The sequence below is a fragment of the Reinekea sp. G2M2-21 genome (assembly GCF_015687175.1).
Lineage (GTDB): Bacteria > Pseudomonadota > Gammaproteobacteria > Pseudomonadales > Natronospirillaceae > Reinekea.
The window spans coordinates 152881-176927 of record NZ_JADPQG010000004.1 but is presented as its reverse complement, the minus strand read 5'-3'; the positions used below and the strand labels follow the sequence as shown (position 1 = coordinate 176927).

Sequence of the window (24047 nt, the reverse complement as noted above, 5' to 3'; positions counted from 1 at the left end):
CTGATAATGCAAATAGTTTCGATACGAAACCATAACCAAGGAAAGAAATACCATGAAATCAGTAACCTTACTCGGTCGATTAACGGCCTGCTGCCTAACCGCCCTTTCTCTACCGGCGGGTGCCCATGATTTAATTGCAGCTAAAAATGATCAGATTGACACTGCTTTTGACATCGTTCACGCCAACATTACCCGGCAAAACAATACGCTGACCTTTCACATGCGGGTTTCCGGTCAGGCGGGCCGCCAAGTCCCGTCAGCGACTGGAGCCCTGGCGGGCAGTGATGTTTTTTCCTATGTTTGGCCAACCACGCTGAATACCGCCATGGTGGGGTTTGACGCGGATCAGGGGATTCTGGCTATGGCGGTCACGGCACATCCGGATTTCGACGATACCCCGCTGTTTGATGAGAACGCAGATGGCAACCTGGCTAACGATGGCGCCTTGTGGCATTCACATTGGGTCGTGTTAGTGCCGGACGAACAATGCGGAGCAGGCGCCCTGAAAGTGGCAGACATTCCAACCGACGCAACGCCGACTCTGCCGCTTACCTGGCCCGGCCTGCCTATTTTACTGGACAGCCCCGGCTACTCACCGGTGCTCACCGAGCAAACCGTCGCGGTGACGGTACCGCTGATGGGATCAGCAGACACAGTAGATGGCCGTTACGACGCCGTGACAGCGGGACTGCGGGTAAACGCCAGTGCGCACGACCCTTTACTGTGCGTTGTGAATGTTTTTGATGTGGCATCGGGTGACTTAAGTTTACCTGCAACCATTGATTAAAAGCCCAAGGCCCAGAAACAAACAAAGGTGAACATGACGCTCACCTTTTTTTGGTGATACAACCCACACGTTGTTTTACCGTGCGGCAAAGAGTTATGCGAAGGTCTATAGCAACTGCGGCATTTGCCCCACTCTGTGACATGGTTGCACTGATATTTCTATGAGGTGTACGGCACTCGGCCGTTTCGTTCAGCTCTTACCTTGCTGATTCCATTGAATACATTCATTCAGAGTCACGCCCTTGCCGCCGAAGATATCCAGTGCACTGCCAATGGTTAAATCGACCTTACCGTTGGAGAGTTCATGTACGCGTTTCAGATCGGCCAAATGACGCGCGCCGCCGGCGTAAGTGACCGGCAATGTTGCAACGTTGCCAAGTAACGAGACCAGGTTTTCATCGATACCGCTTTGCAGGCCTTCGACGTCCGCCGCGTGGATCAGAAACTCAGCGCAATGACTGGCCAGCTCGCGAAGGTTTTCTTCGTTAACTTCCATGGTCGTCACCGTTTGCCAACGATTGGTCGCTATAAACCAACTATCGCCCTGCTTACGGCAACTGAGATCCAACACCAAACGATCTGCACCCACCTCGGCTTTAAAGGCTTCGAGCTTTTTAAAACTGAACGCCGCACCGTCAAACAGCGCCGAGGTGACAATCACGTGACTGGCCCCCATGCTCAGAAAGTCGGCAGCATTTTCAACCTGAACACCGCCACCGTACTGCAAACCCTGTGGCCACGCCTGCAGCGCTTTCCTAACCTCAGCCTCATTGCCTGGTCCCAAGGCAATAACATGCCCGCCGGTGAGACTGTGTTTGCGATACAACTCGGCGTAGTAAGCGGCGTCGTACTCGCTGACAAAATTGGTGGTTGCCCCGGAGTCATTCAGGCTGCCGCCAACAATTTGTTTAACACTGCCTTGGTGTAGGTCGATACAGGGCCGGAAATGGGTCACAGCAGGTTCCTGAGTTGGAAAATAACGGAGGGTAGTATAGGGTTTTAGGGTTGCGGTGTCAGGTGGTGAAACCCGCAACAAACTATTGCGGATTTGCTAGGGACTTTGCCAAGACAATGAAAATCACTTGCCGAACTAGCCTCGAAATTTGCGGATGTGCATTCCCGCTGAGGTAGATGGCAATTATTCAGAATTGCTCTGGAACAAATTCGACGCGCGCCAACGGCTGACATTCCAGGCGCGCCAACCGGCGTTCGCGTTATCGGTTATGATGACCTTTTTCGCATTCAAAATTGAGGTTTGCTCAGAGACAGTGAGCTGATCGAACACTTTACTCATCTGCGGGAATGCATCGCTGCTCAATTGCGTAGTGTACTCATAGTCTCTATAGGTAACCGGTATATCCAGACTCACATTCCGTTTTGCAATCCAGCCATCGGGATTTACCACATTGAGTAAAACCAGAAAGGCGACAAAGGAACCGGCATAGACCGACGGGAACCAGTCGCTGTTGCGAACCCATACATGAGCGGCAAACACCAGCATACTCACGATCAACCAAAGCATAAACGCGGTGGCATAGAACCGCAGTTCGGTCAGCCCATAGGTTTCCACGTACAACGCCATGCGCATTAGGGCTGAATAAAATACGACAGAGGACAGCGCAATTAAGCACAAGCCCAGTATGCGAAATGCGTACTCTACTTTTGGTTCCGCTCGCCGGCATATCCAAAATCCCACCAGCAACGTCATTTGCAATAAAACCACCACTAACACGAGTTCAAAGAAACCGCTGCGCGCGTATTCCGAATAGGTCAGATTCTTCACCGTGTTGATAATGTCTTTGCCACCAAAAAAATATTCAAATTGCACAACGATAAAACTGACAAACAACGCAATCAGCAAACCATAAAGAACAATCACTTCAATCAAACCGAATCGCAGAACACTGGGAACCGGCAAATCAGATTGATGCCAGCGGCTCCCAAACGCAGTCATCCGTATAAACGCCAAGCTCAAAAAACCATAAAAACCCACTTGCACACCGGTTTCTAAGTTCCACGAAATATCGAACAAATGGCTGGCTATGTCAGACACCATTTTTGCGTACAGCGCATCCGCAGACATGAATAACATCAGAAAAACAAAAAGCACCGGTATACCGATAACCAGGATGCGAAACACCGCAGGCAACCAGGACATTCGCCCCTTATTTTCCCGAAGCGCACTCCAGTTCACATCGCTGAATACAAACAAGATCGGGGCAGCTATCCAGGAAAAAATCCGAATATTGGCCAGGAAAGCAATCAGCGAACTGTTTCGTAAAGCCAGCAATGTTGGCTGTGCTGCCATATAAAACAACACCAGAATGACCGCCCAACTGTTGATGACATTCAGCACTTCCGACGCCCTGAAACTGAGCAACGTCGCAAACAAAAGACCCAGACCGAACAACGCTTTATTACGTTGCGCTGAAAACCAATACACCGCGCCCAATAGACTGTAAAACCACAATGTCTTGCCCAGTGCAAGCTGGTGTCCATTCATCACCCAATAGCCAAATACCGCCAACAGGGTTGCAGTACAAAAAACATAGGCCGTTAATTGCAACGGTGGTTTCACATAAATGGGCTGGTCGTCGTAAGCAACAGACGCGTCTTGGGGTTCGTTCATGGCAAATGGTACCTTTCGGATGTTGGTTACGATGTTAATGATAATTCGGAACGTCGTGACTTGAAGCCAACCAGTGCATCCAGTCCTGTTGCAGTTTTTCAATACCACCAGAGTAATGCTGTTCAAAGAACGACACACTGTGCGCGTCAGGCATATCGTCACACTTATCTTGCGACACGTCCGCCAGATAGCGTTCCATCAATGGTCTGTTTTCCGGTCGCATCAGAAAATAAACCAATGCCCAGGAGTTCGCATAATAGGTAGCACCAGCATTGCCCTGAAACTGACTGTAATGGGCCGACATCAATGTCTGCACAGGAATGATCTGCCGTTGTTGCTGCAGGTACCAGAGCCAATAGGGGTTAACTGGCACAACCTTCGCACTGCCCTGCACTCTCAGACTGGCAAAATAATCCGCCATGCCCTCGGTCAGCCATCCCGGCATCATGCCAATGTTTTTGTACTGGAAAACGTGTGTGGCTTCGTGCAACGCTATTTGCTGGGCGTAGTCATCGTTACCGTTATGCCAAACCGCGACCGTGTTATCCAGCGCGGAATAAAAACCATCCACATTATTCGACAGCCCCGGAGCCAGGGTCTGCTTATGCCGCATAAACGCAACGCGATTGTTGAACACCTTCATTTCAATACTGGACTTAGTCATGCGCTCGGCTGGAATGAGACGACTCAGGGCTTGGGCGATCGCGTGACCATTCACCTGAAGCGCGTCGCCTATCTCGCTGTTCGTGGCACCGGACGGAAAGGATACCGTCATCTCGAAATAGTCTTTTCGCCCCTGCAGAGTTTCACGTTGAACATCGGTATTGGCTGGCGGCCGATCGCCAAAATGGACCTGACCATGTTCATCGGTCCAACTGAATATCTGGGTACCTTTGGTTCGGGCAACCGGTGCGCGATTGGCGGCACACATTTCCCGGATCACTTGTTCATAGTGAGCATCGGTGGTGGGGTGCTCTGCACTCATGAGTGAACTGCTGAACGCGAGAAAAAAAACAGAGGTCAGACGATAGCGCATGAAAAAAGTCCCTTAACCATGCAAATAATTTGCGCGCCACGATACCAAACCCCCGCTGCCCTGTCAGTAATCTGGCTCGCCGATAAGCCGCCAACGGGAACCGGTATATTCCAGTTCAACGAGTGTCTGACGCAGTGTGCCGTGGGTGCCCCGCGGGTTGCAGAATGCCGTCGTCCGTGCTGTTAATGGCGTCCGGTGATATCGATGCACATGCCCATGTATCAATAACAATGGAGCATTGGTCAGCCCCAACAAACGGTCACGCGCATCGCTGGTAAAAAACGCATCGACCTCAGTCAGCGGTTCGTCCATGAGATTTCTGGCTAGCGCTTCTGGGCATAACCCGTGGTGACTCATCAGCAGAATATCGTCGTCCGTTTGCGCCTGAAATTCGACAAACTGCGCCAACGCGGCCTGATGCCATGCCACCATGTCATCGGTCCGCATGCATCGAAACTCGGCACCCTCCCGCACATAAATTTCATCAAAATCATCCCACACGGCTCTGGAAGCGGCGACCACCCGCTCGCGATTCCCGGTCAACGCCAGATCCGTCCAAAAATCCGACGCCCAGAGCTGCAGGCCTGGTGCCAATAAAACGGACTCGTTGAACACCAATTGAATTGAAGACCCCCAGACCAATTGGCGAATCCGTTTAATCGCATCCTCTCGGGTCAGGCCGTAATAATCGTGATTGCCCATCGTCAGGTAGGTTGGAATACCGTTGGTTTTCTGTATCAGCCAGCGATAATGCGATTCCACCACCCCGTTCATATGGTCACCGGCAATCAGGTATACATCGGCCGGCGGTAAAGTGAAATTCCGGTATTGGGCTGGGGTTAAGGCATCAATATGCAAATCGGAACAAATAAAAAGCTTCATGGCAGCGACCTCGTCTGGGTGTTTTGGACAGAATGCCCAAAAGTGATGTCAAAACCATGTCCGCCCGGCCTTATAGCGCATTGACGTCTGTACAAGCCTTAATCGATGTCGCAAAAATAGCGGTCAAAACGCATCCAGAGCCGATCAATATTCAACCGATCTGATTATTTTGTTAAAAAAATCAAAGATTTAGCAAAAAAGGTGTTGACGACCAAAAGCAAAATCCGTTTAATACGCATCCGTTGACGGGGCAACTGCTCTGAACAACATGCCCAGATAGCTCAGTCGGTAGAGCAGGGGACTGAAAATCCCCGTGTCCGTGGTTCGATTCCGCGTCTGGGCACCACTCATTCAAAACGAAAAAGCCTGCAGAAATGCGGGCTTTTTTGTGCCTGTTATTTCACGGAGAAATCAATCCCCCTGCCGTGACCAAGGTGGCCCCGTTATCCCGCGTCTGGGCACCACTTATTCAAAACGAGAAAGCCTGCAGAGATGCGGGCTTTTTTGTGCCTGTTATTTTTGCACGGAGAAATCGATCCCCCTGCCGTGACCAAGGTGGCCCCGTTATCCCCCGTCTGGGCAGTCAGCGTGACCCGCCACTATTCAAAACGAAAAAGCCCGCAGCAATGCGGGCTTTTTTGTACCTGTTATTTTTGCACGGAGAAATCAATCCCCCTGCCATGACCAAGGTGGCACCTAAGTTATTCGCTACATCCTTGTAGCTCCCCTTCGGGCTCCCTGCGGGTCGTGCAAATTCGTTCCTGACGAAATTGTCCGCGTCTGGGCAGTCAGCGTGACCCGCCACTATTCAAAACGAGAAAGCCTGCAGAAATGCGGGCTTTTTTGTGCCTGTAAAATCGATAATCTCAAGTGTCCTCTCCGCATGTAAAACTAGCCTTCAACCTCGACACCCACTTACTAACCAGACAATCAGCTTGCCCCTTGGTGGATGAGTACGGCCAATTACGAGGTTTGTCATAGTTTGTGATCAACTTTGCAAATAGAAACATCGGCAACCCTCTTTGCGAGGCTTTTGATTGAAGACCAATGCCAATAACGGTTGAATACGCCCTCCTCCATTTGATAAGGATCTATCAATGGCGCAGTCGAAGGATATTCAACTTCTGCATCAGCCTGTGAAGGACTTTTTGCGCAAACAAGGCGTTTCGCTGAACCCTTTATCCTGGCATGCCACTTGGCAATTGCCTGAAGACTATGATGACGTCAATCTGGTGTCTGGAAAACGGACACTGTTTGTACTTAAAACCTCACCGTCGCAGTTCCGCTTTATTAAAAGTGCGGACAAAAACCTATCGGGGGAAGTCTATGAGTTACGCAGACGCGAAGGCAGTAGTGGGCCAACGCCTGCTGCGCCTCGAATAGAACTGAGGCGGGCACACGTTCAGCCTGTTGAGGAGTACTCGCAACCAACACACTCTGTAGACGATACCCGCCCCAAACATTTCGCTGAGCTCAGTTACCGTTATGGCGATGGCTCGCCGGTGTCGCTGCCCTATCGCATTGAGACCAAAACCAACGGAACCCTGACTGGAAACTTAGTCGCAGGCGATACTGGCAGTTTGCCCTTGCACGGTGCGAGCAAAATCAACTACCAAATCGGCGAACCCGTGCAACAGGAGCATTGGCAAAAAACAGTAGAAGCTATTGAATTAAAGGCCGATGCGTTGTTTAAAGCATTAGCAGCGCAACCGACTATTGCGGACGTTCCAAAACGGGTTCAAAACCTGTTTTCCATTCAATTGGGCTTACTGACCCCTGCGAACCCGAGCACCATGCCAACCCGCCTTTACACTGAGGGATACCCGGTCCTTGAGCTGGCGAAAACAGCAACGGAACTCTTTGAAGCCGAGCACCACAAGCCTCATATATTTGCTGAGCGTTTTCGAGCAAGACACCCAGAGGCTTACCACGAACACCTGGCACTCAGCTTCGGTTTAAATGAAATAAACGCAAACCGGGAAACGGCAGCAAAAGCCTATTTCGACACCCTGCTTTTGGCATCACAGCAAAGTTTTATAACTATTTTAGAACCGCATTTGCACTAACGGTTTGAAGATGCCGCCGATGCGGAAGGTGCATTACTAGAATTGACTTTGTTGTGCCTGATCACAGCGGGGTCAACATCCAGCACCACGAAAAACGGCAACCAAAACCCGTTGTTCACTCAGTGTCGTGACCTTGGAAAAGCTCTCAGAGCACTTGCTCAACTGACCGAGCAACAATGCTTATTTTTGTCGGTCACTGAACAAGATTCTTACCCGATAAATGCAACAGCACAACTGCCACCACCACTCATCGCGTGGCAACCCGTACCTGAACCCAATTGGATGGAACTCAACTACGATGATGCTGCCAGCCCTTTTCCCTTGGGTACGCAGTTAAGCTATTGGCTTTACGACGAGGCCGATGAATTACTCTATGAAGGCGATGACCTCACCCCTAATGTCCCCAAACGGTTTCTGCTGCCCAATACTGTCACTGAAGTGAGCTATCACTTTGCAGCGAACCTGAACCCTACATTATTTGAACAGGTCATTGCTCAATTTGGACAACCCATCGTGCAGCTCTTCGACGTCAGCCCGTTGATGGATCGCGAACCGGGGCTCTCATTCACTTACCCTTCCAGTACCGGTCAAAACGTCGTGTTAAGGCCAAGGGAAGTTGCTCAGTTGCAACAAGCCATTGCCGCGTTAAACCTCCCGGTGGATGAACGTGGCCTGGTCTTACCCAACAGCTATGTCATTCTTGCCGCGCCATACACCAACACGGACGATATTAAACAGACGGTGTACCACCAGTTCGGCAACGCCTTGAGCGAAGAAGACTGGCAACTGGTTGAAGACCAACTCGCGCATACATCGAACTCACACCCTATTTTGTTGGATCTCACTTGGCTGTATGCCGACATCGTATTTCGCGCTGCCGCTGAACGATACGACGACCCTCAGGTTCAATTGCACGTAAAAAAACTCACTGAGTTAGTCGAACAAGAACCTGATATTCCTAAGGACCCTTGGTACCGTTTATTTGCTTACGCGAGCCCCAACTTTCAGCCGAGTGAGGAAGAAGAACACCGGCTAAAACTCGGGCTAACACAGTCTGAATTGAAAGAACGACTGGATTTTCTGTACGAACAACAAAAAGATGCCGGCTTCATTCCGTATCGGCAAACTTTTAATGAGTTTTTGGAGTGGACCAACGCACTGCTGTTTGGTCTCGCGACCTTTTTTGTGCCGGTAGAAAAGTGGGCCATCGGCGGTGGGCAAGCGATTCTGGCGATTTTACGGCACAAGTACTTTGTTGGGGCTGCGGCCACCGGAGCATTGTTGTATTCCGGTGATGCCGAGGCGGGCAAGTACAAAATGCCGAGTATCAGCGTGGCCAAAGGTGCCATTCGCCTAACCGCCTCAAAGGTGCTTCGTGAACAAGCCGAGAATTACGGGATTCTGTACAAAGCCGTCAATTCACCCAGCAATATCGGCTTGGACGGTGGCGTCGGCCAGGTCAAACAACTGCACATAGGCAAAACACCCCAACAAGCACTACCCAGCCCTCCGAAAGGGCACCATTGGTTTAAACAAGCCGATGGAAGCTACAATACCAAACGCAACCCAAACTACGACGGGCCGCGCAAAGCGTACAATGCGGACGAAGGCTACTTTTACGTCACCAGTAACACCACGACTAAAGGTACCAATCGGGCCAAAGCAGAACTCGGAGAACTGAAAGCACACGAATACATGATTGCCGACGGACATACCCCCGTCCCCGGTTTCAAACACCCACTCTATGGACATCACGGTGTGGATGGTTTGTACTTTAACGGTCGGCCACCACCAAAATACATCGTCATGGAAGCCAAGTACCATAAAAGTAGTTATGGCTGGACCAAGAGTGATGGGAAGCAGATGAGTGATAAATGGATTGAGAAGAAAATCATTAATCAATTGCGCGGCGATGCACTTGACGATTTCGAACTAGAGGGATATGCCAAGATAGGCCTGAGATACATACCTGACCTTGGACGATCAATTAAAGAGGAAATTACATGGTAATCCGTCAGAATAATACGAACATTGAACTTATGTTTGGATATGTTGAGCGGTTAAATGAGGGTAGATATAAGTATGAAGAAAAACTTTTGGAAAACATCCCTACAAGGCAGAAAAATACTGTTTATCGAGGACTAATTCGAAGGGGGCATTCGGTAGTAGCGGGTTCATACACCACCGGCCAACCAATCGACAATATTCAACACGCTGCAAAGCAACTTATAAATGACTATTACAATTACGTAAATTTTTCTTCGGAATCGCTAGCGGAAGGAGAACTTGAAGACTATATAAAGTGCACATGGATTCTTTCCTTTGCTTATTTCTTCAACGCTGAAAGAAGCGATGTCGAAAAAATCATGTCACACATTCCCTACACCGGTAAGGACAAACTCATTGATCGTTTGATTGCGGCCATTATTCCAGAACACCCTGTTTCACAAGACATTGCGTTCCCGGACGTTTATAAACCCATTTGCGATGCCATGGGCGTATATGACAAAGACGCGCGCGATGTTTTAGTACAGCTGTTTCTGAAAAAGTATTACCCCAGTTTAAAAAAGCACGACGTCACCTGGTACGACGGTCACAAAGAAAAAGACCCCGAATACAACTTCCACACTGGCTACTGGGTATTTGAATTAGCGGCCATCGCCGTCGCCATAGGCTGGGACGACACCAACTTTCGCGACAATATGTATTACCCGAAAGACCTCGCTGACTGGAAGCGGGAACAACTCAATAAAGAAAACTTGCAAACACCGTAGTATTACGCCCGATATTTACGGCACTTCGAGGTTGGTTACAGGCATCGAAGTGCCAATACTTCGTCGCGTACCAACGAATGCTATCGTTGCTGAAAGTATAACCAGAAGGCTTTAAGCAGAAAATCAACACGTTGATTGCAAAGAACATCATTAAGTAATTGCACGGCGATGCACTTGACGATGCCGAAGTAGAGGGATATGCCAAGATAGGTCTGAGATATATACCTGACCTTGGACGAACTATTAAAAGGAAATCACATGGCAAATCGACAAAACTTTGTTTCTACAGAGCATTTAGTAGACTATAGTGAATACTTAAAAACCGTTCCTGATCGCTTTTTAACTAGCCTAAAAACAGCTACGGAATCCGATCACATTGAAAGCCTAACCAGAAATATCCTTAAACGACGAGTTAGTTACCTCATATGTTCATACACGCTCGGAACAGAACCTTTTCAACTATCTTCGATTGGGAAAACTATTTTAAAAGATGTGATTCGCTATATTGAATCTAATTCTAGAAAATCAGATTTGATAGCTCCGGACAATATCTTAGAACAATACATTCAGTGCACATGGATTCTTTCCTTTGCTTACTTCTTCAACGCAGAAAAAAGCGAAGTCGAAAAAAATCATTCAACACATACCCTACACCGGTAAGGACAAACTCATTGATCGTTTGATTGCGGCCATTATTCCAGAACACCCCGTTTCACAAGACATTGCGTTCCCGGACGTTTATAAACCCATTTGCGATGCCATGGGCGTATATGACAAAGACGCGCGCGATGTTTTAGTACAGCTGTTTCTGAAAAAATATTACCCCAGTTTAAAAAAGCATGACGTTACCTGGTACAACAGCCACAAAGAAAAGGACCCCGAATACAACTTCCACACTGGTTACTGGGTATTTGAATTAGCGGCCATCGCCGTCGCCATAGGCTGGGATGACACCGATTTTCGCGACAATATGTATTACCCGAACGACCTCGCTGACTGGAAGCGGGACCAACTAAAACTTGCCACTATGGAGAGATAAAACCCAAAGAAAGATACTGAAAAACCGTACGAGCATATGCGACAAAATTAATAACGAGTCAGCAAGTCAGCCTGGCTCAATGACTCATAAAACAACTGTATAAGGACAATACAATGGAAAACTGTAGCTATTTATATGCTTCGCCAAGCATACCGGACCGAAAGAAAATCACACCATTCAAAGGACTTTCAGAATGGGCCAACGACATACCACTTTCTCATAAGATTATGGTTTCAGTGGATACTCAGTACTGTACCTCAACTATTTGGGATACCGACGATAAAATTGCGCTGTGTGGAAATTACAATGGTGGATTTCAACGCCTGCTGAGTTTCATGAACCGAATAACCTTTGAACCACTTAAAGAGCCGATCGCGGAAACGATCAGTTTCTTAAGTGCACCCGAAAACATTCAGGAAATTGCCGTTATTGAACCGTTGGAAATTTTCGAATTTTACGATGAAGCGCCGACCTTCTTGACCACTGAATTAATGAAAGCGCTTGGCTACCTCGATAGTGAGATTGACAACGTGTTAAGTATTCTAAACAACCCCTCGAGCGACCCTGAAGACATTGAAGAGACGTTGCATTACCTCGGTCTTCACAACTGGTCAGAAATTTTATACTACGATTTCAGCGAAAGAGGTTAATTAAAGCCCGTTATCACTGTATTCACTGCTTCTGACTGTGAGCAACTTCCATAGCATTAGGCGGAACGCACCTTGGGCAGGCATTCTGCCTGAACAAGTGACAACGCTGACGCTTTGACATATGGGCACCTCTAGAAAGTTCATCAGACTCTGGGCTTAGGAACGAGGTTAGGGCTAGGCGAAAATTTGAAAACCTAGCAGGCTAAGTTAAGAATTTTCAACAAAGCCATAAGTTCGTTCTTAAGTCCCCGTAGGGCGCGGGCTAGCAACGCGCAGAGATCGACGGACTTTTTAGAGGTGCCCATATAAGCCCGGTCCTTCGGGTTGTGACTAACAGACGGCCATTTGTTGTAACTTTTCGGCTTTATGGAATGACTCATGTGCGGTTGCCACATCGTTGGCAACCTCACCTTATCCTTCGCCGAACCTAACTCACCTCTCTTTAAGCCCAGTGATCCAACCCCAACAGTTTTCGTCCGAGCTCAGACAGCGGCGCAGGACCATACTGTTTTGCTTCTAACCCGCGCGGGTCGCCGGGAAACGCATCGCCTGCGGGTGCTTGCCGGTTACGCCATAATGCGATGCGTTCAGACTTCAGTGCAACGTTATCCGGTTGGGCGGGAAACATTGAGACGTATTGCGCCATGCGTACTTTATCCGGTGAGTGATTGGGCCGAACACCGTGGGGTAACAATGCGTTGAACACGAGCATATCGCCGGGGTTTAAAGGCACGGGGGCAATGTCGTACCCGCTGATGTCCGGTTGAAAGGGGTTTGCGTTCGCCGGTTGCCGGGCAGACCACCACTCCAGGTCCTGAAACAAACCTGGTACACATTGAAAGCCGCCGGTCGTCTCATCCTGTTGACTCAATGCCAGCACTCCCTGCACTGAAACGGGCAACGGTCGCGCTGAGCTGTCTACGTCAAAATGGATAAACCCATTCGGGTTCGTCAATTGCCGGTTGCCACTGTTTGGGGTATTGAGATTTGCCCGGTCGATGGATACCCATAAATCTTCACGATCCCAGATATCCACAAACAGGTCATACAGCCGTTGGTGTTGGCGCACTTGCCACATGGCCGGGTGATGATACATTTCCACCATACCGGTGTTATTCAATTCCAGCATTTTGTGCGCCCGGCGCTCCGGTCGATTCCAGGTTAGCGGGTCATTCGCATCTTTTTCTTCAAATGCCCAAATAGCCTGCACGACCTCGTTTACCATATCTCTGGGGATCAGGTTACGGATCACCACATAGCCAAAACGGGTCCATTGTGTCCAGTCTTCTTCGGTCATTATCCGTTTGGGCAGTTGCTTCTGAATATCTTTTAACGGTTGCGATCCGGCCACGGCACCGGGGTGTTTGGGTTGAGCATAAGCGGGCATTTGCATTGGTTCTCTCCGGTTCTTTCTGCGTTGGAATAGGCTCAGTGTATGGATCACAACTGCAAAAAGTGATGCGATTTAAGCATAAATTGATGCTATTCTTGCGAGAATACAGTCACATAAGGATCTGACCCGTGCGCCCCTTTCTGGAACGTATCGTACAGTCGCCCATTCAGAGTCTGGGTTGGCTGGATCGGCAATTGGATGACGGTATTCCGTTTGAATGGCACCACCATCCGCAATTTGAGTTAACCCTGACGTTAAACAGTGAGGGATACCGCTATGTGGGTGATCATATTGGGCCTTACCGTGACGGCGACCTGGTGTTGGTCGGGCCGAACACGCCCCACACTTGGCATTCCAATACGAAAGACAATGACGACACGCCACACCACGCCATTGTGGTGTGGTTTACCGAAGCCTGGTTGCGTTCTTTGATCGAATTATGTCCGGAATGGCGATCACTGGAGGTTCTATTGCTGCGCGCGCACGGGGCGTTGGCCTTCAGCGCTCAAACCTCCGAAAGAATCCGTACCGATATGATGGCGCTTCCTGGGGCGGCAGACGCAGAACGCTTGCTGATGTTCATTGCGATTCTCCAGGAACTGGTGAAAGACAACACCACCGCCAGCTTGTGTGAGCAATTTCTGCAGCAGGCAGCCGAGCCCCGGTTGGAAAAAGTCATTCAGGAACTGAACACTAATTTTGTCTCGCCCCCTTCTGCCAGCGGCATGGCGAGCCTGGCCAATTTAAGCGTATCCTCTTTTCAGCGTTTGTTTCAAAAACACACCCGAATGACACCCAGCCAATACATTGCACGATTGCGCATTGGCCAAGCATGCTCAATGCTAAGTAGCAGCCATACGCCAATTGCGGTCGTCGCCGATCGCGTCGGCTACAAAAGCCTGGCGCAGTTTAATAAAACCTTCCGCGAACTTAAAAACATGACGCCCAGGGAGTTCCGCAAAACTTTCAGCTGACTATCCTGGCCTTTCGGAGACCCTACCGTGAAGTGTGCCGTAGGGTGGCACTATCAACTCACACACCGATTGCCGGGAAGGTTTTTACTACGCAAATCAAACACGCCAAACTTATTGAATATTGCGCTTGGCGGCCTGTCACGCTTTGTGCGATAGTCTGGCGATCAACTCATTTTCGACGGGGCATTATGTCTTACGCGGTTGTATTCAATACGTTTTCCGGGCATCGCTCACGGCGCTGGAACGAAAAGCTTATAACGCAATTGCAGCACGAACTGGACGATACAATCCTGCCCTACCCTGTCGACAGCCTGAAAGGTTTACACACCGCGTTGACGGACGTATTAGGTTCCGACGCTCATACATTAATCATTTCTGGCGGCGATGGCACACTGAACCGCACGGTGAATGCATTGCTTTCTCACCCGGACTATCGGGAACTCGCCTTGGCGCTTATCCCCAACGGTACCGGCAATTCCTTCGCACTGGATCTGAACATAAAAACACCCATGGATACCATCGAAGCAATAAAGCAGGGAAAAACTCAGCAGGTGGACGTGGGTGAGATAATCACCGAAGGTGGTCGGCGTTTTTTTATCAATAATTTTGGTGTCGGATTGGTTTATGACATCACCCGTCTGGCCAGTAAAATGCGGCCAATCGGTGCGTTAAGTTATGTGATTGCGACGCTAATCAAACTGATTCGTTTACCGTCACTGAGGTTGTCATTAACCATCGACGGGCAACACGAATCACGCGATGTGTTGTTCCTTGATATCTGCAACTCACAATACACGGGTGGCGATATGCGCATGGCACCAAACATTAAATTAGATGACCGCCAGTTTCAGCTGATTTCGGTACCGGTGCTGACGCGACGTTTACTGCTGAAAACCTTTCCCAAATTATTTAATGGCTCGCATGTAGAAGAAAGCTTTGTGACCAGCCAATTGGTTAAACGAGTTCATCTGCGCGCGAATAAACGTTGTGCCTGCATTCTGGATGGCGACCTGGCCGACGAACTGCCGCTGACGGTAGCCATGACCAATCAAACGCTCACTTTTTACTGTTTATAACCGTTATAGAATGACGCTTTTAACGTTAAAGGAATGTCACGGTCATGCAGAACGTTCTTAAACTAGCCCGAATATTTCACCAAAATCACATCTCAGACAGCAAAACGGCTTTGTAATGTTGATAATAAAGACACCACACCAATTACCATCAACACCAAAGCCGTAACAGAATGCGACCACATGACCTTATCTTTTTCGCCTCTTAAGCGCCGTAAAATTGAAGCTGATTTTTCCGGCGGAGACCTGAGTTCCTTGTTTTACATTTCGCAAACCGTCGCGCTTTTTTAAAGGCTTTCTGTTGATGCCCTTACATGCAATCCAACGCATGCGATAGATCCGCAATGAGATCCTCCACGTGTTCAATGCCCACCGAAATGCGCACCATGCTTTCGCCCATACCTAACCGATTTTTTACATCATCCGGCACATCGGAATGCGTCATGCTGTACGGATGCTCCATCAGGCTTTCGGTGCCACCCAAGCTCACAGCCAGTTTAATTAATTGAAGGTTATCAAGCAGCGCAAAGGCTTCTTTTTCCCCACCGACAACATCAAACGCAAAAGTAGAACCGGCGGACGTTGATTGCCGCTTAAAGATGGCTTCGGCATCAGATCCTTTGGGAAGAAACCCAAGGTAATGCACTTTGGCGACCTTCGGGTGCTGTTGCAGAAACTCAGCAATCACCTTTGCGTTTTCAGCGGAGCGTTCCATGCGAATTTTTAAGGTTTCCAAACTGCGCATGAGCAACCAGCACGTATGCGCGGAACACATGGTGCCTAAAATGGTACGAAACCCTGCAATCGGGGCCATCACCTCAGCGCGCCCCATGGCACTGCCTGCAATTAAATCGCTGTGACCGCCAACATATTTCGTCAGGCTGTAAATGGAAATATCCGCGCCATGCGCCAGTGCTTGCTGCCAAACCGGGCCTAAAAAGGTGTTGTCGACCACAATGAGTGGGCGATGCCCCTGCTTCGCCGCCAATGCATCTGCCAAACGCGCGCATTCCTGCAAATCCACCAGGCCATTGGTGGGGTTGGCCGGGGTTTCAACATAAATCATTCCGACCTTGCCTTTGCCCTGTGCCTCATTTAATGCGGGCTCTAAGGTGTAGTGCTCGATACCGGATTCAAATTCAACACTGCTAATGCCATACGCAGGCAGGATATTACGAATCAGATACTCGGTTCCGCCGTATATCGGCGCAGAATGCACAATCACATCCCCTGGTCGCAAGTGAGCCAGCAATGTAGTGGCAATGGCGGCCATGCCACTGGAAAACGACAGCGCTTTGTCGGCGGACTCCCACAACGCCAACCGGTCCTCCAACACTTCCAGGTCTGGGTTGTTAATCCGGCTGTAGATGAGCCCGCTTTCTTCACCTGCGTTAGGCTCCCGTTTGCCGTAAGCGAGTTCAAAGAACTCTTTGCCGTGCTGTGCGTTATCAAACACAAAAGTGGAGGTTAAAAACACGGGAGGTTTGAGCGAACCTTCAGACAACGACGGGTCATAGCCATAGCCCATCATCAGAGTTTCAGGTCTCATGTCGTGATTTTCGCCCAATGAACGGCGATGATATTTCTTACCGGAAATCGGCATGCTGTGTTCCTTTTGTTCTTGTTGTTATCAGGCCCAATGGATGCGGCCATCCAGACCAATGTAGCGGATGGACTCCAGCACTGAACAGTATCCCGCTATTGTCTTTTTCCGGCAATGTGCAACGTCTGCTTTACGGGCTGGAGTGGTCTCATTACAGCGCTAGCCACGCCACGCTCTACACGCTTGACAAGGCAGGCTAAAAACTTAACCACCGTTCGGTTACATTTTTATATTTTCAACGACATTCAAATAACTATACTGTACATACATACAGTTAATTTGAGTTTTAAAGTGCGGTTTTACTCTGGACGTTTGGGCGAACAAATCGATTTATCCCGCTTACTGACCATCATTCGCTCCGGCGAGCTTTATTCACTGGCAATCCAGCCTTCCAACCTTGGTTATGAAATCAAGGCGGAGATCATCAGCTCGGATCAGGGTATTTGCGGAGTAACCGTGAAACGTGTCGGGCACGTACAATTTCATACCATAGAGGAAGCGCAGACAGCGATTATCGATGCTTTACGAAGCGAACCGGCCAGACTGATTGACTGGCATCTATTGGCAAGGGACGGCACTTCACTGCTGTGCGGTGCACCGCTCAAGCAGGGGAAAAAACGATTTCAAACCACCAGCGTGGACAAGTTTTTCAGTGACGCTGTCGTTTTTCCCGGTCCGCGTTGTTGTCGCTGTAAGACACAGGCGTTTGTGTTTGGCTTATCACCGCGACCAGCACCCCGGTCACCGACAAGTCAATAAGGTGGGGCAATACAGCTGTCAGTAATGTATTGCCGTTTTTAAACCATGACCGTTTTTAAACCATGACTGACGCAGAGAAGCCAGCATTAGGACGTGGTCTTGAATCCTTTGACAATCAACCAAACACTCAAGGTGATTTCAAACAATCCGCCGGGCATAGACAGCACCACACCTAACGGATAGCCAAATAATTCCAGCTGAGTGCCCGCTATAAAAACCACATAACCGATCCCACCCCAAATGGGTAGAAACCCAGGCACTAAACCCGAACGAAACAATAGCACTGTCATCAACAAACCGCCGACACCCCAAATGGCCATACCCAGTTGATAACAAACAACAGCACCATAGGTAAGTGATTGCCCAGCCTGAAGGTGCCAGGTTTCCGGGGTTTTGGCATAGGCGTCAGCCAGCGGAATTTGCATGGCATTAAGCACGGTGCCGACGATCAACGTTACCGTAGCGGCAATAGCGAACGCCAGATAGCCCACAGTTAAGCGGGCGCTGACAGCACTGAAACGCCCCCACATCAATATCGGCAGCGCAATATTGGCTATCGTATGCAGAACACTCATCAACACGAGCGAGAAAACCAGCTGACTGGTGTGCTGATGAATAGCCGATAATGGGGTGTCGGCCCCCGTTAAGGCGGTCATCAGCCCCGAGCCAAGGCCATAGGTCAAAAAAGAGAAAATAAAAAAGGCACCAAAGCACCGTGCGGTATTGCGGTCGGACAACATATTCGAATCTCTCATTAATTGGACTCGTAAAGCATACTGACCGTCATCGACTGAGATTTGATAATTTGTGCTCTAGGGCGCCTCTAAAAAAGTTCGTCGATCTCTGCGCGTGGGCCAGCCCGCGCCAGTTGTGGACCAACACCCTAATTTTGCAGTGGTACGACGTATCGGGATTTGAATTTCCCGGCCATGGCATCGTCGATGTCCACAAACCATTCGTAATCGATGCCATTGCCTCGTTGGACAGATTGATTCGCAAACCAAAAGCCGTAGACATAGTCGATTGTTCGCTTAGCGACTTCGGCATCAACATTGGTTTGAGTCTCAAACACAGCGACATGACGTTCAGGTAAAAGGTACTCACTCATATCCGGTGAAAGCGTCGCTTCTGTCGACACCGGAACACCTGCCAAGTATTGCAGAAGGTCTTCAGTAAAGGTCCCGGAAGGACTGATGGTCAACGCCACCATTTCATCCGAGCATAAAATCGGATTTTGCGCTTGGCGCTCGAATAACTTAAACCAGGTCTCCCCCACCATATTGCATATAGGTTCGATGGTCGTAAACGGTGACGTGACTTCGGTCGACAACCCCACAATGCGTTGCTCAGGCAGAGTCATGAATGTTGGAGATAACGACATGCCTTGAGTAATGTGATGGATCAGTTCCGGGGTCAGTACGGGCTTTTCATACAGGGAAAAAGATGGCCGACTCAACCGAAATTGCTTAGGAGATAATTTGAAAAAAGATTTGAACGATCGGGTAAACGATTCGTGTGAACCGAAGCCAACCGATACCGCAATTTGAATAATGGAATGATTGGTTTCCAACAGCAGTTGAGCGCCCTTTGTTAACCGTCGCCCTCGTAAATAGGCGCCCAGAGAATCACCGATCAGACTTTTAAACAACCGCTGAAAATGCCACGGCGATAACCCCACCTGGCGTGCCAAGTCCAGAACATTCACCTCTTCCGCCAGATTATTTTCAATATGGACTATCAGCTCGCTGATCAGCTTCAGGTGACTATTCACTGCGTGTTCTGCCGCTCCAGTTCCAGCCGGGCATACAGGTACTCGGTAAAGAATCCGTGCATAAAAAATCGATGGGTGAGATTCCAAGGGCCCAACAGGTAGTGCGGGTATTTGTTGTAGGCATACTCCACAACCGATGGATCTGAAATAAGTTTACCCACGCGAATCGCAATGGATTGATCCAGACTGAAACCGTTAATCGCGTCTCGGTATTCATCACGTTTCAACAACAAACAGAACAGGCACATAAACAACACGTGTGCGGTTTCAAAGTCGATCACCTGGGTTCGTTTTGCTTTAATGTCAAACGTCTTATGGTCAATCGGTTGCCAGTGAGTCCATTTGAGCTCTTGTACTGCGGATCGTTTTTGCGCTGAACTGAACGCACCGACCAGACGAAATAATTCCTGATCGTGTTCGACGAATGAATCCTTAAGCATGTCTGCGATGGTTTTCGGGTACAGCTTAATCGGCTTTGAAGGCTTGTCTTCGTTATCATTCAAAAAATTCAGGATATTCGATTCCGTTGCAAAATGACGCAGGATCAGAACGTTGGCCTCCATCGATACCCAGTGCGTACAAAACCAACAGATCAATTTTTGCAACAGCGCGTGAGCGCTGAATTGCGGTAAAGGCAGTCGTTTAAAAAACCAGATCAGATGCAACATTGCGCCGAAAAACAACTGTAATAACGGCCTTAAAATCCAGCGACCCGGGTTATGCAGGTCTTTCATCCACAGCTCGGTTGCAGCGGGATCAATCGGAATGGCATCGTCTTTGGCAACAGCATGCAAAAAGGCACTGTAAGCTTTAGTCATGATCAATTTCTTCCAGTTGCAATGCGTAGAGTCGACCCACGACGCGGGCCGTTTTACAGATAGCCGCGGCGTCTTGCTCTGTTTGACAAACCCGATCCATAATTTCATACAGTTTGTCGATGTGGTTATCGTCATTTTCTGCGTGATAATGCATAAAGGTGGTGCACTTTGTCTCGGTACCCATCACCTCATCGACCCTCTCAGCCCAGTTGGCGGCCATTTTCTGACCCAATCCTTCGATCATCCACATAGCACCAATCAAATCGACAGGATTAGGTTTGCTGGCGCGATACATTAAAAACGCATGGAGTGCTTCCGTTCCCAGGTTTCGCCCCTGCTGATTGAGTTGCTCGCTTTGGCCACCGGCGGCGATGAAGTCCGCTTCCAGAACCCGATAGTCCTGATGTTCATCTTTGGCGTGTTGAATCACCACATTCCGGACGTCGACATACTCGCGTTCGAAACTGGACGCACAACGCGTAATCCACCGACCGCCTTCAATCACCTGCTGGCGTAAATGCAACAACAGGTTGCGATAGTCATCGGCAGTGAATTGTCCGTTTTCCAGTCTGGCAATGATCGGTACCCGACCGAGATCCCGCTCAAACTCAAACCAGATGCGCATCAGTTGCTGCAAGCATTGCTGCGCGAGCAGCGAAGACAGTTTTTTGCGTCCGTTCATGATTCCACCACCGTAAGTTGCATATAAACATTATTGAATCGACCGCTTTCCGGGACCATGCACAGAATTTTTTCACCCGGATGGTAGGTCTGTGTACGCAGAAACTCATCCAACATGATGAAAATGCTGGCACATCCTGTGTTGCCGCGTTCATAGAGATTAGTATACCAACGCTCTTCCGGAATCATCATGCCCGCATGGTCGAGCATGTCGAAAATTTTGCTGCGGAAATGATCAGAAGAGTAATGGCACAAGACATGGTCAATGTCATTCACGTTGAGTTGTTTTTCATCCATTAATCGAAGATATCCGTCGACACCCAGTTTGACAATGTTGTCGAGCAGGCGCACATCCTGACGTATCAATAACGCGCCGTCCGCTTCAGCCTCCGCATAGGTTGGATAATCCTGCCAACTTTTTTGTGCGCTGCCGGTACGTGGTTGTCCCACGGTCATACACACAGGATAAGCATCCGCATGAGAAAAACCACGAATCCAGTCGATGCGCAAACTGTTCTTGCGCGGTTGAGTTTCCAACAGCAAGGCACCGGCACCATCGGACAGCATCCAACGCAAAAACTCTGCGTTAAAATCAACGACATTGCTTGCGGCTTCATAGCGGCTGGCCTTGAACAGACGCGAAGAAAGTTCACTGGCAATGACCAATGCGCTGTCGTGTTCGCCTGATTTTAAAAAGGTGTATGCGGTTTTCAGTGCCATCATAGAACTAGAGCAAATACCGTGACTCGTTTGCAATTCAATATCCGGTAACTGCAGCTCCGCCTGTACCATGCTGCCAAAGCCGGGTAAAACGAAATCACCCTGGCTGGTTGCAGCACTAAGCATTCCTAATTTGCGTTTGTTAAACCCTACTTTTGCTAAACAGTCTTCACCCGCCTGGGCAGCCATCTGAGCGTTGGATATGGTCGTTGTATGCGATTCGTCGATTGCATAGTGACGCGTTCGAATACCATTGGCTTGCAAAATTTTCGACTTCAAACGGCTGGGTTTACCATTCACCAAACCCAGAATTCGCTCAATATTGTCGTTATCAATCGGTTCACCAGGTAAGTAGTGACCGGTACTATTTATAAATACATTCATGCTGAGACTCCCTTATGCTTCAGCCGGTATCGTAAGCATCGCAAGTTTTCTTCCATGTAAGGAAACACGCAAACAATGCCCATGAATATGAGGTAGGCCGGTAAATATCCATCAAAGCCGTGCGCATATTCCATGCGCGTTAAGGTTAACTGACCTGCCCAATTGAATTGCACTAAGTCGATAACCACCGGCCAATTAATGACGGCAATGATCGACAGCATATACAGCGGTAACGTTGCCAAATAGCTGTGAGCGTGCATTTCCCAAATGGATATTTTCCGCCGCGGCGAAGCAAAGTGAACATCCATATGCGCGATGAACTCATGCAACGCCCACGCAAGCAAACAGAGTAAGAGGATAAGCACATTTACGCGATAAGTGAGGCACAAGATAATGGGAATGCCCACTTGTATGCCCATGACAGAATGCATAAGAGACTCGGTTAAACCGGATGTCGACTCAATGTGGGTGGCCCGGTGACAACACCAGTCAACAAAACCCGCAATACCCCACAGAGGTAAAAACAGATACAACAATACATTTATCAATAACTGGCCGGTGTCCATAGGTCGCTCACTTCTGCACTGGATGACAACAAAGATTATTCACAATATCCAAAGATAATACATATTTCCAAAAAGATTACTAATTTAATACCATTAGTCGCCATTTATGCGCCTGTCAATTTGAATATCAAGTCATCTTAGGCAGGTTTGCAAAGCCACCTGAATGATACCCAATGACAGACAATGCGACCGTGGGATAGTAGCGGCCAAAACTCGGCACAAGCAACCGGGCTTGTGGAAAAACAGTCAATGCGAAAACGGCGTAAAACCATGGGTCAAGGCCTCTGAGCAGAGGCCCTTCTTGTTTACATCGTAACAACCTGATCGGCTATCTCATCGAAGAGCTGGGCCCAGTTCAGCGAAATCACGGGTTTGCCCTGTAATATCCGCTGGCGTCGTTGGTACAAATAGTTCTGCGACCAGCGATCCATAACGTCAGGATCACTCAGGTCAAAGTTCTGGTGTAGCTGCGCGTATAGATCGATCTCCCGTTGCTTCAACAAAGCTGGCAACCATCGACACCATTGCCGATCCAACGGACGTTCCTGCAAATAGCCCCGCATGAAGCTTTGGAAAAACAGACTGACTGCGCTTTGCTGCAAGCCTTCCGGTCGATCAAATGGAATGGCGTAAAACACAGCAATGGCAATATCAGCGACAAACAAATGGTATTGGCAATCGTCAAAATCAAACAGCGTAATGTCCTTGCCGTGAACAAAGAAATTACCGCGGTGAAAATCTGCATGGATTAAGCCATAGTCGTGTTTATGCTGATGGACCTGTCGAATCTGATGGTTCAGGCGGTCGAATTTCTCAGAAATAGCTTCATCGGAGGAGGGCAAAAACTGGCGAATATTCTGGCCTGGTTCTTCATACCAATGCGGTCGTTGACTGCAACTGTGCTCAAATTCAAAGCTTTCGGCCAAAAGATGCATTTTGCCGCACATATGGCCCATCTGCTCAAACAAGGGGGAAGACCAGGGCGACGTTTTAAATGCCCAAACGTGCTGTCCTTCTGCCCAGGAGAAACAAACCGCTGTAAAGGCTCCGCCATTTCCGTCACTTATCGACGCCAGGTATTCACCATTGGGGAAAGGCAACACCGTGGGGACATTCAGTCGATGGCTCGCCAAATGTTGCAGCCATTCTATTTCGCCACGAATCTGCACAGGGCTGCGATGCATCGAATGAGAGATGCGCAAAGCGCAGGGTTCTCCTTTGTATCGAACTTTAAAAATGAAACTTTCAAATCCATCGAGAGGTTCACACGGGCTTTCAAAAAGGCCGACATGCTGCAAAATTGCCTGCTTAATTGACTCGGTGAATAACTCTTTGCTTTTCTTATTCATTATTCGGACCCTCGTCTGTGAGCTGATCAATAAACAATCAACTTTCGCAGCCTAACGAACCCTTTTAAGCGGTAAATTGTCCGAAGTCAGTCAA

Annotated in this window: 23 protein-coding genes, 1 tRNA gene and 1 pseudogene; 12 read left to right on the top strand and 13 right to left on the bottom strand. The window is 48.9% G+C overall.

Annotated features, from left to right (window positions below; genetic code table 11):
* Positions 1-52 precede the first annotated feature (52 nt).
* Positions 53-787: a hypothetical protein gene (locus IYN85_RS15990; RefSeq protein WP_196159923.1), complete on the top strand. Its 735-nt coding sequence runs from the start codon at positions 53-55 to the stop codon at positions 785-787.
* Positions 788-976: 189 nt separating this feature from the next.
* On the opposite strand, the gene hisA is transcribed toward IYN85_RS15990, so the two are convergent.
* The 4 genes from hisA to IYN85_RS15970 all read right to left on the bottom strand — a co-directional run bounded on the left by hisA (position 977) and on the right by IYN85_RS15970 (position 5333).
* Positions 977-1741: a phosphoribosylformimino-5-aminoimidazole carboxamide ribotide isomerase gene (gene hisA / locus IYN85_RS15985; RefSeq protein ID WP_196159922.1), complete on the bottom strand. Its 765-nt coding sequence runs from the start codon at positions 1739-1741 to the stop codon at positions 977-979.
* 183 nt (positions 1742-1924) lie between these two features.
* Positions 1925-3415, bottom strand: a complete 1491-nt coding sequence (locus IYN85_RS15980; RefSeq protein ID WP_196159921.1) for a DUF4153 domain-containing protein — start codon at positions 3413-3415, stop codon at positions 1925-1927.
* A gap of 34 nt (positions 3416-3449) precedes the next feature.
* Complete coding sequence (locus IYN85_RS15975) at positions 3450-4451, bottom strand: DUF1570 domain-containing protein (RefSeq protein ID WP_196159920.1); 1002 nt, start codon at positions 4449-4451, stop codon at positions 3450-3452.
* Positions 4452-4514: 63 nt separating this feature from the next.
* Entirely contained in the window at positions 4515-5333 is an 819-nt protein-coding gene (locus IYN85_RS15970) for a metallophosphoesterase (protein ID WP_196159919.1), read from the bottom strand.
* 270 nt (positions 5334-5603) lie between these two features.
* Between IYN85_RS15970 and IYN85_RS15965 the strand changes: the two genes are divergently transcribed.
* The 8 genes and pseudogenes from IYN85_RS15965 (at position 5604) to IYN85_RS15935 (ending at position 11862) form a co-directional block, all read left to right on the top strand.
* Positions 5604-5679: transfer RNA gene (locus tag IYN85_RS15965), tRNA-Phe, on the top strand.
* Between the two features lie 751 nt (positions 5680-6430).
* Positions 6431-7399: a hypothetical protein gene (locus IYN85_RS15960; RefSeq protein WP_196159918.1), complete on the top strand. Its 969-nt coding sequence runs from the start codon at positions 6431-6433 to the stop codon at positions 7397-7399.
* 42 nt (positions 7400-7441) lie between these two features.
* Positions 7442-9409: a hypothetical protein gene (locus IYN85_RS15955; RefSeq protein WP_196159917.1), complete on the top strand. Its 1968-nt coding sequence runs from the start codon at positions 7442-7444 to the stop codon at positions 9407-9409.
* Positions 9403-9753 (top strand): annotated as a pseudogene (locus IYN85_RS26460) (PoNe immunity protein domain-containing protein); the annotation flags it as partial. The gene IYN85_RS15955 and the pseudogene IYN85_RS26460, both read left to right, overlap by 7 nt.
* A gap of 12 nt (positions 9754-9765) precedes the next feature.
* The gene (locus IYN85_RS25970; RefSeq protein ID WP_230390791.1) at positions 9766-10173 is read left to right on the top strand and encodes a PoNe immunity protein domain-containing protein; all 408 of its coding nucleotides are present in this window, start codon (positions 9766-9768) and stop codon (positions 10171-10173) included.
* Between the two features lie 258 nt (positions 10174-10431).
* The gene (locus IYN85_RS15945) at positions 10432-10833 is read left to right on the top strand and encodes a PoNe immunity protein domain-containing protein (protein WP_196159915.1); all 402 of its coding nucleotides are present in this window, start codon (positions 10432-10434) and stop codon (positions 10831-10833) included.
* A complete protein-coding gene (locus tag IYN85_RS15940; RefSeq protein ID WP_196159914.1) occupies positions 10763-11212 on the top strand; it encodes a PoNe immunity protein domain-containing protein in 450 nt (149 codons plus the stop codon). Before IYN85_RS15945 ends, IYN85_RS15940 begins: the two co-directional genes overlap by 71 nt.
* A 113-nt stretch (positions 11213-11325) precedes the next feature.
* Complete coding sequence (locus IYN85_RS15935) at positions 11326-11862, top strand: hypothetical protein (RefSeq protein WP_196159913.1); 537 nt, start codon at positions 11326-11328, stop codon at positions 11860-11862.
* 442 nt (positions 11863-12304) lie between these two features.
* On the opposite strand, the gene IYN85_RS15930 is transcribed toward IYN85_RS15935, so the two are convergent.
* Positions 12305-13255: a phytanoyl-CoA dioxygenase family protein gene (locus tag IYN85_RS15930; RefSeq protein ID WP_196159912.1), complete on the bottom strand. Its 951-nt coding sequence runs from the start codon at positions 13253-13255 to the stop codon at positions 12305-12307.
* Between the two features lie 128 nt (positions 13256-13383).
* Here IYN85_RS15930 and IYN85_RS26455 point away from each other — a divergent pair, with 128 nt between their 5' ends.
* Both IYN85_RS26455 and IYN85_RS15920 read left to right on the top strand, forming a co-directional pair.
* Positions 13384-14229, top strand: coding sequence for an AraC family transcriptional regulator (locus IYN85_RS26455; protein ID WP_196159911.1), 846 nt, complete (start codon positions 13384-13386; stop codon positions 14227-14229).
* 188 nt (positions 14230-14417) lie between these two features.
* Positions 14418-15305 (top strand): diacylglycerol kinase family protein, encoded by an 888-nt coding sequence (locus IYN85_RS15920; RefSeq protein ID WP_196159910.1) that lies wholly within the window; start codon positions 14418-14420, stop codon positions 15303-15305.
* Positions 15306-15612: 307 nt separating this feature from the next.
* Here the strand turns inward: IYN85_RS15920 and IYN85_RS15915 are convergent, their stop codons facing one another.
* Positions 15613-16905 carry a cystathionine gamma-synthase family protein gene (locus tag IYN85_RS15915; RefSeq protein ID WP_196159909.1) on the bottom strand — a complete coding sequence of 431 codons (1293 nt, stop codon included), beginning with the start codon at positions 16903-16905 and terminating at the stop codon, positions 15613-15615.
* Positions 16906-17196: 291 nt separating this feature from the next.
* On the opposite strand from IYN85_RS15915, the gene IYN85_RS15910 reads away from it, so the two are divergent.
* The gene (locus tag IYN85_RS15910) at positions 17197-17664 is read left to right on the top strand and encodes a hypothetical protein (RefSeq protein WP_196159908.1); all 468 of its coding nucleotides are present in this window, start codon (positions 17197-17199) and stop codon (positions 17662-17664) included.
* An 86-nt stretch (positions 17665-17750) separates the two neighbouring features.
* Here the strand turns inward: IYN85_RS15910 and IYN85_RS15905 are convergent, their stop codons facing one another.
* The 7 genes from IYN85_RS15905 to IYN85_RS15875 form a co-directional block, all read right to left on the bottom strand.
* Positions 17751-18419: a DUF4386 domain-containing protein gene (locus IYN85_RS15905; protein WP_196159907.1), complete on the bottom strand. Its 669-nt coding sequence runs from the start codon at positions 18417-18419 to the stop codon at positions 17751-17753.
* Between the two features lie 128 nt (positions 18420-18547).
* Positions 18548-19435 (bottom strand): AraC family transcriptional regulator, encoded by an 888-nt coding sequence (locus tag IYN85_RS15900; RefSeq protein ID WP_196159906.1) that lies wholly within the window; start codon positions 19433-19435, stop codon positions 18548-18550.
* Positions 19432-20253 carry a hypothetical protein gene (locus IYN85_RS15895; RefSeq protein ID WP_196159905.1) on the bottom strand — a complete coding sequence of 274 codons (822 nt, stop codon included), beginning with the start codon at positions 20251-20253 and terminating at the stop codon, positions 19432-19434. The genes IYN85_RS15900 and IYN85_RS15895 overlap by 4 nt, the downstream gene beginning before the upstream one ends.
* Complete coding sequence (locus tag IYN85_RS15890; protein WP_196159904.1) at positions 20246-20935, bottom strand: iron-containing redox enzyme family protein; 690 nt, start codon at positions 20933-20935, stop codon at positions 20246-20248. The genes IYN85_RS15895 and IYN85_RS15890 overlap by 8 nt, the downstream gene beginning before the upstream one ends.
* Positions 20932-22038: a beta-ketoacyl-ACP synthase III gene (locus IYN85_RS15885; protein WP_196159903.1), complete on the bottom strand. Its 1107-nt coding sequence runs from the start codon at positions 22036-22038 to the stop codon at positions 20932-20934. The genes IYN85_RS15890 and IYN85_RS15885 overlap by 4 nt, the downstream gene beginning before the upstream one ends.
* Complete coding sequence (locus IYN85_RS15880; protein WP_196159902.1) at positions 22035-22604, bottom strand: diguanylate cyclase; 570 nt, start codon at positions 22602-22604, stop codon at positions 22035-22037. Before IYN85_RS15880 ends, IYN85_RS15885 begins: the two co-directional genes overlap by 4 nt.
* 305 nt (positions 22605-22909) lie before the next feature.
* On the bottom strand, positions 22910-23953 hold the full coding sequence (locus IYN85_RS15875) for a phosphotransferase enzyme family protein (protein WP_196159901.1): 1044 nt from the start codon (positions 23951-23953) through the stop codon (positions 22910-22912).
* Positions 23954-24047 lie beyond the last annotated feature (94 nt).